We start from the raw sequence: 15,295 nt of genomic DNA on the forward strand, positions 1-15,295 counted from the left end.
CCTTCATTTTTATCTACAGGAGTATTTCTCATGCGTTACGTTACCTCTGACAATAGCTACACCACAACTTTCCCTATCGCTGTTCGCAACATCCTTTTGGAAATTGTGCCCGTTGATGAAGAAGATTACTCGCGCGGTTCTGATTTACGCGATGATCTCGGTGTGGTGATTAATGAAGAAACCTATATTGACATCAATCATCGCTTTGCTGATTTGGAAGGCGAGGTTCGGACATTGCTTGCAATGAACCGAATTGGTGTTGGTACGGAATCGTTCAATGACCCTGACTGCCCTTCGCTGTCTGTTAATCAAGCATTATTGATTAACTTGGCGATGGACTTGAATGGGGTGATTCATACCAGTTTGTACCGGGATTTGTTTAAGAAAAACTCATTCTGCGCGCAGATGTTGGTGAGTATCGTGGAGATGGCTGAGGCTGTTTTGTCTGATAATGAAGAACCGGATGTTTTCAAAGATTCTCTCTTTGGTGGTATCTACTCTCGTTACACCATCGGTTTAAAAGCACACCTGTTTCACTAATTGCTTTTTTGCTGTCCACAAACTCTCTTTCACTGGTGATGTATGAAAAACATATTTAAATTCCTGCCGCTGATTCCTGCGGTAATCATTGTAGCTGCAACGGTATTTTTCAGCTTTGATGTCATGACTATGGTAGTTGTTATTGTTGTCATGTCTGTCATTGCTGCCGGTTGTGTTGCATTGGCCGCTTATTTCATCGTGCTCATCCTTCAGGATGTCTACGGTAAAATTATGAAACTGCGTCACTCTCTATAACTTCGATTTAACTTCCCCTCCGCACAACATCCTCGTTGTGCTTAACTTCCCTCAGTGAGCCCTAAAATGAAACTTAATACCCTTCGCTTCTTCTCTCTTGTTTTTACTGTTGCAATTGCTGTCATGGTGATTGTTTTCGGTAGTCACTTTGGCATCAAGGTGACAGAGGACTTTGTCATCAAAGTTCTTTTGATTGTCTCGATGCCGATCGCGTTTACTCGCAACAAGAGCAAATCGTAATTCCAGCCTAGGGTAACCACCCAAAACCCTGTCTTCGGACAGGGTTTTTTTTTGCTTTTTTTTACCAGCCATAACCGGAGCTGCATTCACAGACAACGGAAGGATGGTAAACAAAACGCAAGCACATGCGATTCCTTCAACCCTTTGAGAACACCGGTTTTTGGCCTCATTTTGCTGGCCTTTTTTGCCGTTTTCCTTGCCTGTGTATGACAAAATGACCGCTCATTGATTCATCAGATGAGGGATTTGATGAAACTTCTCGTATGTGCTCACAGCCGTTCGATGCTCATGCCTGTTTTTAAGCTGCCAGCCATACTCTGCACTGACTCTAACCGTCTCAGCTTGCAGCGTGAACTTGAACGTAAGTACGGCGGACGCATGACCCTCGATGAGGCCTGTAAGGAAATTGGTATAAAACCCGAAAGCATCATTAAGAAGATCGGGCAACAAAGATATAGACACTATCAACTGTGCCAACAGCTTGAAAAAGCCAGGGTTTTTAAGGGGAAAAACTCCTTTTTTTGGACTGACAGGATAGCGGCAATTCTTACCAAAGGTAATGAAGATGAAATTCCAAAGTTTCAATAAAACAGTCATCGCTACCCTGGTATTTGGGGTGCTCTCTGCTCATGCGGTAGCAGAGGGTGGCAAAGATAATAAACCAAAGGCTTCCAACGGGCAGGTTACCGCTGGAGGTACCTCGTTTCTGGATGGAAAAGAAGAAGGCTGGTTCTGGAAAAAAATGCCTCCTGAACCGCCGAAAGAAATCGAACCTGAGACTACTGTTGCTAAAGCGGACAAAACCGAAGAGCAGGACAAGCAAATGCCTGTCCCTGAACCTTCCGTTGCGGTTACTCCTGAAGAGGGGCCTGAAGCCTTTACCGTGGCCTGGTACCGTGAAAACGTACAGAAATTACGTGACCGCGCAATTGACGAGCCAACCCAGGAAAACGTCCGGGCCTATTACCTTGCGCAGCGCATTATGTTGGACAAGGCGAGCCGGTTTACTGATATGGCGCGCTTAGTGACATCTACAGATCCATTGATTGATGAAAGCAGTCGTCGCTCTACGTCTACCTTCGGCGCTATGGACCAGTCTGCGGAGGCTGAAAAAAACTCACGGCTTGTTATAAAAGACATTGCCACACGCGCTGGGGTTTTCTTTTTCTTCCGTGGCGAAGATTGCTCAATCTGTGTGAAACAAGCGGCGATCATGAATACGTTCACTTACATGACCGGTATGAAAGTTATTCCAATTTCGATTGATGGTAAACCAATGCCTGGAAACATCATGGAGAACTGGCGTGCAGATACTGGTCAAGCAGCAAAATTGCAGATCACCAACACTCCTGCGCTCGCACTGGCTATTCCTCCAGAGGCAACGCGGATTCTTTCATTCGGGCCTCTCAGTGCCGATCAGTTGATATCCCGCACAATCATGATTGCACATGACTCGGGGCTCATCACCAACGAGCAGTACAAAAGCACGCTTCCATATAACGACAATGGGTATATCGATTCGAGCATCCTGAAAGATATGCCGGAAGAGTACCTGGAGAACTCGGACGACTTTATCAAATACATTCAGAAGAAATCTGGTTACGCAGCATCTACAAAGGCGAAATAACAGTAGCGGGAGTAACAAAAAATGGTTTTACAACATCAAAAATCTAAAGGGCTCAAACGCACTATCTTAGCAATATCGATTGCTCTGTCGGGTGTGTTCACGTCTTCTTCCAATGCTGCGGATATCAGTACCCAGCTCGATAGTATGTTCGGTTCAATGTCCAATGTAACTGGCGCGGGAGATTATCACAGCATTACTCGTGATGGGTACACTGGTGGGGGCTTTGTTCTCCGAAATAAACTAAGAACTCTTACGCCAGTCACAATCGATCTTCCTGCCGCGTCGGGCGGCTGTGGAGGGATCGACCTTTTTGGTGGGTCTTTCTCATTTATCAATGCCGAGCAGTTTGTTCAGATGCTACGTAACATCGCCGCTAACGCGGCTGGTCTGGCTTTTCAGCTGGCACTTAACGCAATGGATGCAGTTCTGGATAATGCCATTTCAAAAATGCAGGCTGTTGTTCAGCAAATGAACGATCTGACCGTTAACTCCTGCCAATTAGCAAAAGGATTACTGGTAGATACAGCTTCCGCATTTGGTGAAAATGCCAAAATGTCCGTGTCATCCCAACTCTCGTCTGATGGTGTTGTTGACCAGTTCAAGGCAATGTGGGGTAACTCAGGTGGTGGTGAAGCCCCAGAGAAAGTCAAAGGTGATACAGGGAAACGTAAGCCTTGTGGCGACTATGGCAACCTCATGTGGTGCTTGCTGCAAAATGGACAGTTCTCATCTCAATTCGAAGGCTCTGAGCAACAACAGAAAGAATTGGTTATGTCTCTCACTGGTACGATTATTGTTGGAAAAGATATCAGTACAGACAAAGACGGATCCATTAAAAAAAGCGTTGTTCGACTTGGCCCTCTGGCAACTAGCTCCGTGTTGGATTCTATTATTCATGGTGACCCCGCCTTCCATATGTGGAGTTGCGTAAACCAAACCGAAACGTGCGAAAACCCAGTGCAACAGCAAATTGGCTTGAATGGCGTTGCTAACACCATTAATAAATTCTTCATTGATGATGGGTATCTGGTTTCGGCAAAATCGGGTGGTGAAGTATCTAGAGAGCGGCATGAACAGGCTGGGTATTACAACGTTGGTGGCGCTGGTAATAAAGCTATCATTTTGGCAAGGCATGACCTGAACGCCAGTCATTCGTATATTCGAGCCATCTCACCTGTCCTATCCTACTCGGCTGCGAATCAATACCTCAGTGATCTACTAACGGCCGCAGCAACAGGGGCCCGTATGGCGCAGTCTAACGATGATTCTGCTTCAGCTTACTACGAAGAGATGTATAAGTTGATAGAAGATGCGCGACGTAATTTGGCAATTTCCTATAGCACATTAGCGGCCAGATACGGCGGTGAAGAGAAGATCCAGGAAACCTTCCAGTCCTACATGCAATCCCTGCCTTTAACTGAATATCAAGGTGAAGGGTCGGTAGACGGCGCACTCTAAGAGGATATGAGTAAATGACTCAGTGGAACGTATATACCGTTGGTGACATTGAATTTATGCATAATGTTTTCAACGCAGTTGCAATGCTAATGAATAGTGGGATGTTCTCAGATCTATTTCGCATTGCTGCATTGTTAGGGGTGATCGGGATTGTTATTTCATCGGCTATTTCAGCAGGTAAAACCGTCTCCTTCCAAAACATGGCCGTCTGTATTGTCATGTATATGGTGTTCTTCCAGGTTTCGGCTCGTGTCAACATCGAAGATGTTACTAGCGGACGTTTCCGTGCAGTTGATAACGTTCCGGCAGGCCTTGCAGCATCGGCCTCCATCATATCCACTGTCGGGTATTCAATTACAGAAAAAATGGAGCAAGCATTCTCCACTCCTTCAATGACTGAGTATGGTGCATTGGATCCATTGGTGGCAATGACGTCTCTTTATGACACATTAAAAAACCCAATGCGCTGGTTTTTAGCCAACGAAAAACCGCGTGTAGATTTCGCCAGAAGCGTGGAAAGTTATATGAAAACCTGCGTGACTAAAGATGTTATTCGGGGGGCGAAAACCTACTCAACTCTTTATAGAGGCACTCAAGGCGTGCAAGGGCTGAGATCTGATGACCGCTTCCAGCACGTCGTGCTTTATGATGGCAATATGGTGGGCTGGGCTCCAGGAATGGAAGATATGAAAGGTGTATCTTCACAATATTCTTGTGCAGATGCTTTTGATAAATTGATCATGCAACATGCATCCTCTTCTGACATGTTCCGTAAAGCCTACCAGCGTTCTTATGCCGCTTTGGGCCGGACTTGTCAGGGCGATGGTGACGTCTGTAATACGAGCAGAAAAGTTCAGGAGATCATGAATTTTTACAACCTAAGCGGTACAACGATGCGTGATTTCCAAATGACGATGATCATGTACCCCTACCTTCGTGATGTGCCTAAGTATGGATATGAAGCCTCCTTCCGAGGTGCCGCTGCTATCACCCGAACTCAAACGCAAACCCAACAAGCCTTCCAGTGGGCATCCTCCGGCGCGTCTTTCCTGTCTTGGATGGCGGCGTTTATGCCAATTTTCCAAGGGCTAATCTATGCTCTTACGCCATTCATGGCCTTTTTATTCGGTCTGGGCATTATGGGTGTTCGCTTGGTTATGAAATATTTTCTGGTCATTATCTGGACTCAGACTTGGATGCCACTGGCAGCAGTTGTAAACATGTACGTGCTTGTTCACACTCAAACTAACTTGTCTGCCATTTTCAATGGTATAGATCCGATTTCATTCGATAAGCTATATCTGATGCTATTTGAAACTCAAAAAAGCATCGGCCTTGCTGGGAATTTATATGCGATGATCCCTGCATTGGGTGGCTTTATCGTATGGGGTAGTTCGGTCGCCTTTAACTCACTGGCAAACTCCGCCGCTGCGCCTCACGCAGCTGATACCAAGCAGATGGCTCCTGATGTATCGAACGCGCCAGCCATGAACAACCGAAGCGCTGATGTGAACTTCGATCGCTCCAGTGGGTCTGTCATGGGTGGTGCATCTTCCGCATTGCCTAAATTTGATATGAAGCAATCTGCTTCTACTAACCTCGCCAGCGCTAAACAGAACGTCGAGTCAGCCTCGGTTGAACGCTCTGCATCAGAAGGGAAAATGTTCCAAGAGGTTGCTTCCAACATGCGAAATGGAACCCAGTCTCAACAAAGCCAGGATGCCATGCAAGCTGCTTTGGGTTCTCTAACCTCTTCCCAGCGTTCGTTTGTTCAAGATGTCGCTTCGCGTAACGGGACTTCCGAAGCTGAAGCATTGACAGCTTTGAATATGGGCTCTGTTCAAGGTAGCGCTGAGGCATCTGCTGGTTTGAAAATTGGAGGGTCTGGTGCCTCAGTTTCTGGGTCGGCATCCTTACAGCGTAATGAGTCAGCTTCAAAAGGTAAAACTCACACGGCGGACGCGAGCTACTCAAGCAGTGATAACGCTTCAAACAGTGACGCGCTAAGCTCGCAACTCAGTCAAATCAGGTCACAGTCTTCAATGGCTTATTACAGCAGCATGCAGGCAGCAGGACAAAGCACTGCGGCAACCCAACAATACGGTGAAGCTTATAAAAAACAGGAGTCGGCTCAAAAATCCTATTCTGAAGCACAACAGTATTCGATGAGTAGCTCTCTGGGCCAAAACATGAACTCAGCACAGATTGCGCAATCCATTGGAGGTAGCAACGAAGCTCAAGCCGCACTAACTCAGGTATTGGCTGGTCGCGAAGACTTATCTCAGCGGATCAACGAAGATACAGCACGCCTCTCTTCACTAGGGATGACACAGGAAGATGCGCATACATTCGCTCAGTTCAGCGCAGCGGCTTCAATAGGTCAAGCTGGCGAAGTAGCTAAACTGTCAGGTTTCGTTAGTGGAGGTTCGCAACAACCAGAGGTCAGCGCTGATGCTGCCAGGGCAAACCAAGGGATCGCAGCTAACGCAGAGCAAGCCGAAGCGCATATCGATAGTATTGCTGGTGGTGTTAATAATGGTTCAAGTTCTACCCAGGGTCAGGCAGCAGCAGGCATAGCTGGTAATTATGCCCAATCAGCACCAGGCACAGCCCAGGGGCACGTTATTGATCAGCATTTCGATAATAAAGGACAGGTTGAGAATCATGAATCCCGTTCAACCCAAGAACTCAACACTATGAGAGGCAATGCTGCACGATATGAACTGGTGAACAAATCAAATTATGGAATGACGGGGGATGCGATGCCTAAGGTTCAAAGCGCCTTAGACAAGGTTTCAAACGGCATTAAGCCGGGGGGGTTCTCTTATCAGGAAGGTTACGGTCAGGGACAGGAAATGGCTTCTCAAGTAACTGGTGTTGGAGGTGAAAGAGGCGAATACGCTAAAAATGCCATCTCACACTTGTACGGTACCGTCAAAGACAAAGACAATACGCCAGAGCAAATGGAACACGCTCGTATTCAGGCCTTCCACGCTGTCACCCTCGCAACCGGCGGTGAATATGTGAACGGTAGGCTTGAAGGCGGCGATCAGCAGCTAGCAATGGCGATTATTGGCAAGGTAGAATCCACGAAGAGCAACATGCATCGTACTGATGCTCATGTCGTAAAAGAATCTGTCGAGGCGCTGATGTCTGATAACGAGAAGAAATAACCCTTAACATACAAAAGCCTCCAGTCGGAGGCTTTTTTTTGGCCTAAAAAACTCAACCGATATAGAGCATATAAGCAGCGGGAACGCTGAGTACCAGCCAAAACATGCAAAGCGCAATGTCTCTTTGGATCCCCGGTGGTTTGGGTGGTGACTTTTTCGTGCTTATTGGAACTCTGTGAACCACAATGGGGGGTAGATAGGCTACGCCGTGTGCGCCAAATGTACTCATGTTTTACTCCCAAATATCAGTAAAAGAAAAGCACCTCGTTTTGCTGCCCTTCTTTGTTGCCCGTATACGTCATTGATTTATGCTTGCTCAATGGCGTCTCTATGCATTGATTCTCTCACAGTTCTTTCAGGTGACGAAATTTTCTGTGATACGCCTAGCCATCAATGCCTGCAATCTACAAGGTGATTACGAATGATAACCCTTTTTAGGAAAAATTGGTTTTCAAAAACGGTCTGCACGTTGTTCACGATGAGCCACTTGGTTGTAGCGATGTATGCCCCCTACGCTTACTCGGCAAACTCGGCAGCAAATGCTCAGTCAGCGGTTGAATTCTATAAGTCTCTACCCGGTCTTTCTGCAAATAGTAACGGCACTGTTCAGTATGGGGATGGTGAGGCCGTTAACTTAAATAACGTGTATCCTGGCGAGGCGTCATCCACCTCCCTGGATCAGCTGAAATCCGTGTATGGTAATGATGGTGAAACCCAAAAGTTAGGCTTTGATACTGGTTCTGCACTTGCCTCTGAATCGTCATTGCGAGGCGAAGCCTATCGCGCCGTTTCAGGCTCAACGAAAACGACTGCAAAACTGAAAGCCACGGATTCTATCTTTGACAAACACAAAGATTTCTTGGCGAACCAGGATAAATACATGCAGGATCTGGATGACTGCTCAATGACCTCCGAACTGAATACGGACGGTGTTAAGCAACACATTCCTGATTATAAAGAGTGCACTCGCACCACCAGCGTCAGTGGCACCTATCGTTTAACCCACCCTTACGTGGCAGGCTTCCTGAGCCATAGCTCCGGTTCTGCCAACATTGAAGGTTGCGGTGAAGCCTGCGTAACTCTTTGGGTGGGTAGAGTCGGCGATAACTACTGGGATGGTCGTTGTAAAATATATGAAGAATATACAGGTGTTCGCGTTTACAACCCGCAAGCCATTTCCAGTGCAAAACTGACTTACGCAACCTGGGATGATTATATGCAGATCTACCTTGGTGAGAAAAAAGTATTTGCGGGCCCTGTTGCAGGAATGAAGGATGCAGGTACTGATGGGAAATACCGACCTTGGAACTACAGCAAAGGTGAGTTATTCCCACCAGAAACCGAAGGGCCTTGCGAGTTGGATACCAGTTGGCGTGTTGATCCACAGGCTGACGTGACTCAGAACTTCCAGGAAGTACAAGACGGCGATGAACTGATTTTCAAAACACGCGTTTCAGTTTATGGCAATGGTGAAGGCTATGCGAAATTGGAAGTTCGCTACGACCCATCTAAGGCCGTTAGCAAAGATGAATGGATTGCCGACAACCAAGAAGGGTTCAATACTTTTCTGGATGCAGTCAATCAGGGTTATTGCCAAAACTATTCGGTCACCTGCAATGAAACAGTCACACCTGACGCGAATGGCTGCGCTTATATCAATGGGGTTACTGTGTGCGAAAAGGATCTTAAAACACCACCGATCGGCGGGCTTTCCCCATTCTGCCGTAGTGCAACCGTTGTATCTAACTGTGGTACTGATGCCGGAGTGAATAACTCATGCAAAGACTTTGATAATAACAATGCCTGCAAATTTATTAAGTCTTCCTGCATCACAGGCGCAGCTGGTGGGCAAAGCGGTTGTTGGCAAGCTTCTGAGACCTGGGACTGCGGTCAAGATGTTACAGTGCCAAGCACTACACAAACCGAGACTTACCAGTGTGCTGGAGCGGTGCAGTGCATCAACGGTACCTGTTTAACGCCAGAATCGGAACCTAGTGGAGACTTCCAAACGGCAGTCGCAATGCTTCAAGCGGCGACTTACGCGGTTAACGAAATGACCTGCGGTGATGAAACTATCAACGTCAATCGCACTTGCACCTTATTCAAAGGTGAAGCTGCTACTTGTAAATCAGCACTGGGTGGCTGGGTCGATTGCTGCAACCAGCCTGTTGATGTCAGCTGGATTGAGTATCTTCAGCTAACCTACTACACCCTGAAAGTTTCAGATGCGCTGGCCGTTAAAGCGGGCATGTTCGAGCAAGGTAAAGGCATGTTCGACATGGGTTCTGAATTGGCTAACAGTGCTATTGATGCAATCACTAAACCTGCAATGTCTGCACTGGATAGCTTAACTGGTAATGCAGGGTCAGCGGTTGCAGATAAAATTGCAGATCTCGGTATCGGAGAAATGATGGATCAGGCGGTGGGCACTTTAACTAAACAAGTTGCTCAATGGACTTTGGACACCTTTGGTTCGAGCGTAACAAATGCGTTATTCCAGGCCGGGGGCACAGCTGCTGGGTCAGAATCGGTTGCTGCGGTCGGGTCCGACGGCGCATTAGCCAGTTCTGTAGAGCTGTCTTCCACCCTTACTTCCGCTATTTCCGTTGTCGGTTATGCCTACATGGCATATCAGGTTGCAAACATCTTGGTAAACATCATCTGGGCTTGTACAGCAGATGAATTTAAGCTTGCTGTGAAAAAAGAAACCAAACTTGCGACCTTCATCGATAGCTGGTGCCAATCCAAAGTGTTAGGGCAGTGCATTGAAAAACGGTCAAGTTACTGCACGTTCAACTCACAGATTGGGCGAATTTTCCAAGAACAAGGGCGCGCCCAGTTGGGCATTGGTTGGGGTGATAACAAGAATCCGGATTGCCGTGGCTTAACGTTGGAAGAGTTTGGTCGAATTGACTTCCAAAAAGTCGATCTGTCGGAATGGATTGGTTCACTTTACTCAGCCGATTTACTGCCAACGCCCGAATCAGTCAATCTCGACAGCATTACCGGTTCAGGCAGCATTCTCAACGTTGACGGTAAACGTAAAAACAGCCTCGACCGTTTCAAGGATGGCGTTGATAGCGTTGATATAAATGACCTGAAGGATAAAGCAGGCGCTTCAATACAAGTGCGTTAATCATAAAAAACCCCGCTCAGTTTTGGCGGGGTTTCTACTTTCGTCTGTAATATTAGTTTTTGAATTCAAGAACCTTACCGTTGTAAAACACATACGGAGCACTGAGAGATCCCCTCATAATTTCCCCAAAACGTAACCATGTGTGAATAGATTTTGAGTAAGCAGGGTTGCAGCCACGAGTGAGTCTTCCCTTGTTATTGTGTAGCCAGAATGCCGCAAAACTTCCATGCCTAAGCGAACTGTTGAGAGTACGTTTCGATTTCTGACTGTGTTAGCCTGGAAGTGCTTGTCCCAACCTTGTTTCTGAGCATGAACGCCCGCAAGCCAACATGTTAGTTGAAGCATCAGGGCGATTAGCAGCATGATATCAAAACGCTCTGAGCTGCTCGTTCGGCTATGGCGTAGGCCTAGTCCGTAGGCAGGACTTTTCAAGTCTCGGAAGGTTTCTTCAATCTGCATTCGCTTCGAATAGATATTAACAAGTTGTTTGGGTGTTCGAATTTCAACAGGTAAGTTAGTTGCTAGAATCCATGGCTCCTTTGCCGACGCTGAGTAGATTTTAGGTGACGGGTGGTGACAATGAGTCCGTGTCGAGCGCTGATTTTTTCGGCCTTTAGAGCGAGATTTATACAATAGAATTTGGCATGAGATTGGATTGCTTTTAGTCAGCCTCTTATAGCCTAAAGTCTTTGAGTGACTAGATGACATATCATGTAAGTTGCTGATAGGTTTCCAGTTTTCCGCTCCTAGGTCTGCATATTGTACTTTTCCTCTTACTCGACTTAACCAGTACCAACCCAGCTTCTCAACGGATTTATACCATGGCACTTTAAAGCCAGCATCACTGACAATGAGCGGTGTGGTGTTACTCGGTAGAATGCTCGCAAGGTCGGCTAGAAATTGGTCATGAGCTTTCTTTGAACATTGCTCTGAAAGCGGGAACGCTTTCTCATAAAGAGTAACAGAACGACCGTGTAGTGCGACTGAAGCTCGCAATACCATAAGCCGTTTTTGCTCACGGATATCAGACCAGTCAACAAGTACAATGGGCATCGTATTGCCCGAACAGATAAAGCTAGCATGCCAACGGTATACAGCGAGTCGCTCTTTGTGGAGGTGACGATTACCTAACAATCGGTCGATTCGTTTGATGTTATGTTTTGTTCTCGCTTTGGTTGGCAGGTTACGGCCAAGTTCGGTAAGAGTGAGAGTTTTACAGTCAAGTAAGGCGTGGCAAGCCAACGTTAAGCTGTTGAGTCGTTTTAAGTGTAATTCGGGGCAGAATTGGTAAAGAGAGTCGTGTAAAATATCGAGTTCGCACATTTTGTTGTCTGATTATTGATTTTTGGCGAAACCATTTGATCATATGACAAGATGTGTATCTACCTTAACTTAATGATTTTGATAAAAATCATTAGGGGATTCATCAGTACGGAGCATGCTCTTGGGAGGCTGGCACAAACAGAGCTCGTTTTGCACCAAGGGCCACAGATAGTTCCTTCATCAATGGCATGTTTTCTTTTTTCGCCGCAAGATAGAAGAAACAGGCCGATGCGTACCCAGAGCGATACTCTTCAGGGCTGACTAAAACAGGCGGTTTTGGTAGGTGCCCGGTTTCTTTAGCTTTACTTAACGAGAACCAACTCCAGCTCTTGTCCTGCCCGCATAGTTCATATTCATTAAAACCTGCCATTTTAGGGGCGAAGGTTTTAAAGGCTTCAAACATTTGAGACTGATCTACTTCCCGGTCTCCCCCTGCCCAGGAACCGAATAAAACAACCCCATCAGTATAAGGCTGAGGTCTTTTCGCGGTTAAAAAACCTGTTAAAGCAATGAATGGATCTTTAATAGCCAACCCACCAACAACATCTGCCGTACCGGCACCTGACCGTTGAGTTTTGGCAACCTCTCCTGCTCTTACTGGATTCTCAAGTGGGAGAATACGCCCGCCGTCAACCAGCTTGTTATAGATGACATAATTATCACCTGCATCTGTAATTTGGCGCATCTCCATTGCACGGGCAAACTGTAAAGCCTCCGACGGATTGGTATCCACCGGCATCGGAACAGGTTTAGAAGCACAGCCCGTCATTGCCATTGCCAGAGTAATCAAAGAAGCGGTCAGAATCTTTTTCATGTTCGGTACCTTATTCGTAGAGTTGCAGGTAAGTAGTTTTTCGTGTTGAGAGCATAGTAACCCCGCCATGACAGCTGACGAAGAAATCTGGCTAAAAAAAATCCCCTATTGTTTAAATAAGGGATCTAACACTGTGAATTTGATTTAAATTGAATCTTTCCAAGCGGTTAGCACTTGCTGGTGGCTGCATGTCGCATCTTTCGTGCAAGGTACTTTAAGGGCTGGTTCGAAATTTCCCGGAATAAATTCCCCTTCCAGAGGGGGGATTTCTGTCTTCAGTTCCGGGTCGTAGAAAACAAAAGGTGCATTCACTTTGTTTACCACCCATCCCCAACCAACAGAATCTGGAATGATATACCCCGCCGTGGAGGAAATGTCTTTCACGATCAGCCGTTTCTTGAACTCGCCAAACTTCGACTTGCAAAGCTCGGGCGAGTCCAGCTTTTGGCACAGATTCACGCGCATATAACCGGGAGCAACCAACTGGCTGCCAGGCAACGTATGAAAAGTGCATCCCTGCAAAGCTAACGCTGTGAATATTCCAATCAAAGTTCGCGTTTGCATTAATGAGCCTTATCTTCGCAGAACGGGCACTTATGCTTTTTATTCGAACGATCACCATCAAAGGGAGTGATAAAGGACATTTTACAATGTACGCATTTCACCATTCGGATCTCATCAGAACGGAAGTCACGCGCCAGTGTCCAGGCTTCGTTCGGATGAAGCATAACATCCGCCGCAATAGTCGGTCTGAATCGCATATTTAACTCGCGATACACTTCAAACGAATCGACCACTTCACTGATGTCATCCTGATTGCTAGGGTCCTTCGCGCGACGTAGATAGATGCTCATAAAGTTGGTTGCCTCCATCTTTTTTGGCTGCGAAGCCAAGAAGGTTTCCGACAGTTTCAAGCGTCCGATTGCCACTTCTTCCTGACCGAACTGTTTTTTCAAATGGTCAATGAGTCGGTCACTTGCATTAAGCGACGTGGTAATGATACGACGACGGAAGCCCAGTTTGACCATCCGCTGTGCCAAAGCAAAAATGTCTTCATCTTTTACGAGTGCGGCTTTCATAGATCTGTGCTCCAATGTTCAAAACGTAATTGCAAATAAGCTGGCAAAGTCATGTGCGGGTTATCACTGCCAAAAACAGAGCTCCACTCCCCAGAAGCGAGCTCCCGCAGCGAACGAACCGGTTTGATATACAGTTCGCCCTTGATGATGGCGTCAATGGTTTGACTATCGTCAAGCCGCTCAATGAAATTCAACGCTTCATCGGAGCCCAACCAGTAAAATGACTCGGCCAGCGTGCCGTTGAGAATTTTCACCCTGATGCTGTACACGAGAAGTGCAAGCCGAAGAATATAGGAGTCATGCCGGACGAAGTTATCCACTTCTGTAAGTTTGCGTCCAGGCATGTAGTCAACTATAAAAACAGGTACGTTGTATGATTTAACAGATTTTGTCAGCTGCGCTAGAAGGTCTTTGTCTTTTAACACTAAGCGATCATCTTCAGACAGAACAAACGGACTGCGGAAAAAAGATTGCGCGCGTGTTTCCAGTGAAGCAGCGCAGCTCAATAGCGATATGTTTTCATTAACCATTTTCAATCAGCCTCTTCCAGATTCTGAGCACATTCGTACCGTACCAACGCGCTTTGTCACGCAGTTCCGGGTTCGGAGTGTGATAACTACCTATTGCTAAAACGATGTCATCTGGGGAGTTTTTGATAGCGTTACATAACACTTTCGCGCCAACCCGAATGTTAGTGTCTACATCCAGAAGATCCTCTGGCTTGCTGACATACTTCCCGTTCCAGCGATAGTTGACCTGGGCGATACCGATATCGGTTACTTTAGATGCGGCTATGTAGCGCTTAAGCGCGCGCTTCGCATCTTCGTAGTTTTTTGGATAGTAGGCACCGTAAACTGCATTATTCAGTGCCCAAGGGCTTGGGGCGACATAACCGCCGCCACCGGCACGCTGTTTGCTTTCCCACAAAGCAACGGCGTATAAGAGATGCGGGTCCAGACCGCATTCATTCTTGGCATGTTTTTCCCATGCCGTTCCTTTCAAATCAACCACCCCAGCTTGTGCCGGGAGTATTTGAGATGAGAGGATTACTGCTGCCACACTGGCGCTTAACAGTAATTTACCCATTTTGTTTACCCCTAACCCAACAGAGTGGCTTAGCCTAAGCGGAACCGCTTACGCGGCAACGCGGTCTCTGTATGGATCGATTTTTCAGCGTTAACATCGGTATCCCTCTCAGTAGATTGAGTATCTACTGATACCGACAATGTATTTTCGCTTCCTGCCTCGCTCTTCATCAACACCGCCCCACGCGGCTCCGAAGACTCAATATTGCTTCCTGGTATAACGGATACTGCTTCTACTGCTTTTGATGCCAACGGCTGAGCTACTTGCTGCTTTGCTAACTCAGGTTGGTTTTCAGAATAAGACGATTGTAGACCGGTCCCCACCGGCGACGAAATATTCTGCCCTGTTTTTCCTCCTTTTGCCAATTTTTGTGAGCGCGGCTTCTCGCTTACCTTTCCTTTCTTGTAGATGTTGGGCGTTGCCTCACGCCCTAACCCTTCAAGATAAGCCCTGTTCGCCAGGGCAACCAGTGCGCTACTTCTTTTGCCTGGTGGACAGGACTCAAGGTACGCAGCGAGCTCGGGACAAAGAATGTCATTAATCGTCACCCGTAACTGCATTACG

The 15,295-nt window shown here is 46.8% G+C and carries 15 protein-coding genes; 7 read left to right on the plus strand and 8 right to left on the minus strand.

Features of this window, described 5'->3' with window-relative positions; genetic code table 11:
* Window positions 1–30: 30 nt before the first annotated feature.
* Both LG402_RS21690 and LG402_RS21695 read left to right on the plus strand, forming a co-directional pair.
* Complete coding sequence (locus tag LG402_RS21690) at window positions 31–540, plus strand: hypothetical protein (RefSeq protein ID WP_042847225.1); 510 nt, start codon at window positions 31–33, stop codon at window positions 538–540.
* A 42-nt stretch (window positions 541–582) separates the two neighbouring features.
* Complete coding sequence (locus LG402_RS21695; protein ID WP_042847224.1) at window positions 583–795, plus strand: hypothetical protein; 213 nt, start codon at window positions 583–585, stop codon at window positions 793–795.
* A gap of 51 nt (window positions 796–846) precedes the next feature.
* Here LG402_RS21695 and LG402_RS21700 read toward each other — a convergent pair whose 3' ends face one another.
* A complete protein-coding gene (locus LG402_RS21700; protein ID WP_042847223.1) occupies window positions 847–1,248 on the minus strand; it encodes a hypothetical protein in 402 nt (133 codons plus the stop codon).
* A 36-nt stretch (window positions 1,249–1,284) separates the two neighbouring features.
* Between LG402_RS21700 and LG402_RS21705 the strand changes: the two genes are divergently transcribed.
* The 5 genes from LG402_RS21705 to traN all read left to right on the plus strand — a co-directional run bounded on the left by LG402_RS21705 (window position 1,285) and on the right by traN (window position 10,429).
* The gene (locus LG402_RS21705) at window positions 1,285–1,623 is read left to right on the plus strand and encodes a hypothetical protein (RefSeq protein WP_166268095.1); all 339 of its coding nucleotides are present in this window, start codon (window positions 1,285–1,287) and stop codon (window positions 1,621–1,623) included.
* Complete coding sequence (gene traF / locus LG402_RS21710) at window positions 1,601–2,662, plus strand: conjugal transfer protein TraF (protein ID WP_042847222.1); 1,062 nt, start codon at window positions 1,601–1,603, stop codon at window positions 2,660–2,662. Before LG402_RS21705 ends, traF begins: the two co-directional genes overlap by 23 nt.
* A 21-nt stretch (window positions 2,663–2,683) precedes the next feature.
* The gene (locus LG402_RS21715; protein WP_042847221.1) at window positions 2,684–4,120 is read left to right on the plus strand and encodes a conjugal transfer protein TraH; all 1,437 of its coding nucleotides are present in this window, start codon (window positions 2,684–2,686) and stop codon (window positions 4,118–4,120) included.
* A 14-nt stretch (window positions 4,121–4,134) separates the two neighbouring features.
* Entirely contained in the window at window positions 4,135–7,293 is a 3,159-nt protein-coding gene (locus tag LG402_RS21720; protein WP_052219375.1) for a conjugal transfer protein TraG N-terminal domain-containing protein, read from the plus strand.
* Between the two features lie 421 nt (window positions 7,294–7,714).
* Window positions 7,715–10,429 (plus strand): conjugal transfer mating pair stabilization protein TraN, encoded by a 2,715-nt coding sequence (gene traN / locus LG402_RS21725; protein ID WP_191901261.1) that lies wholly within the window; start codon window positions 7,715–7,717, stop codon window positions 10,427–10,429.
* A gap of 114 nt (window positions 10,430–10,543) precedes the next feature.
* Here the strand turns inward: traN and LG402_RS21730 are convergent, their stop codons facing one another.
* From LG402_RS21730 to LG402_RS21760, 7 genes are all read right to left on the minus strand, one after another.
* The gene (locus LG402_RS21730) at window positions 10,544–11,752 is read right to left on the minus strand and encodes an IS4-like element ISVsa5 family transposase (protein WP_001352368.1); all 1,209 of its coding nucleotides are present in this window, start codon (window positions 11,750–11,752) and stop codon (window positions 10,544–10,546) included.
* A 103-nt stretch (window positions 11,753–11,855) separates the two neighbouring features.
* Window positions 11,856–12,566, minus strand: coding sequence for a hypothetical protein (locus LG402_RS21735; protein ID WP_191901262.1), 711 nt, complete (start codon window positions 12,564–12,566; stop codon window positions 11,856–11,858).
* A 144-nt stretch (window positions 12,567–12,710) separates the two neighbouring features.
* The gene (locus tag LG402_RS21740; RefSeq protein ID WP_042847219.1) at window positions 12,711–13,130 is read right to left on the minus strand and encodes a hypothetical protein; all 420 of its coding nucleotides are present in this window, start codon (window positions 13,128–13,130) and stop codon (window positions 12,711–12,713) included.
* A complete protein-coding gene (locus tag LG402_RS21745; protein ID WP_042847218.1) occupies window positions 13,130–13,645 on the minus strand; it encodes a FlhC family transcriptional regulator in 516 nt (171 codons plus the stop codon). Before LG402_RS21745 ends, LG402_RS21740 begins: the two co-directional genes overlap by 1 nt.
* Window positions 13,642–14,175, minus strand: a complete 534-nt coding sequence (locus LG402_RS21750) for a hypothetical protein (protein ID WP_042847215.1) — start codon at window positions 14,173–14,175, stop codon at window positions 13,642–13,644. The genes LG402_RS21745 and LG402_RS21750 overlap by 4 nt, the downstream gene beginning before the upstream one ends.
* Window positions 14,168–14,731: a transglycosylase SLT domain-containing protein gene (locus LG402_RS21755; RefSeq protein ID WP_042847212.1), complete on the minus strand. Its 564-nt coding sequence runs from the start codon at window positions 14,729–14,731 to the stop codon at window positions 14,168–14,170. The genes LG402_RS21750 and LG402_RS21755 overlap by 8 nt, the downstream gene beginning before the upstream one ends.
* Window positions 14,732–14,760: 29 nt before the next feature.
* Window positions 14,761–15,291 carry a hypothetical protein gene (locus LG402_RS21760; RefSeq protein ID WP_042847210.1) on the minus strand — a complete coding sequence of 177 codons (531 nt, stop codon included), beginning with the start codon at window positions 15,289–15,291 and terminating at the stop codon, window positions 14,761–14,763.
* Window positions 15,292–15,295: the final 4 nt, after the last annotated feature.

This window comes from Proteus sp. NMG38-2 (assembly GCF_020640995.1).
GTDB lineage: Bacteria > Pseudomonadota > Gammaproteobacteria > Enterobacterales > Enterobacteriaceae > Proteus.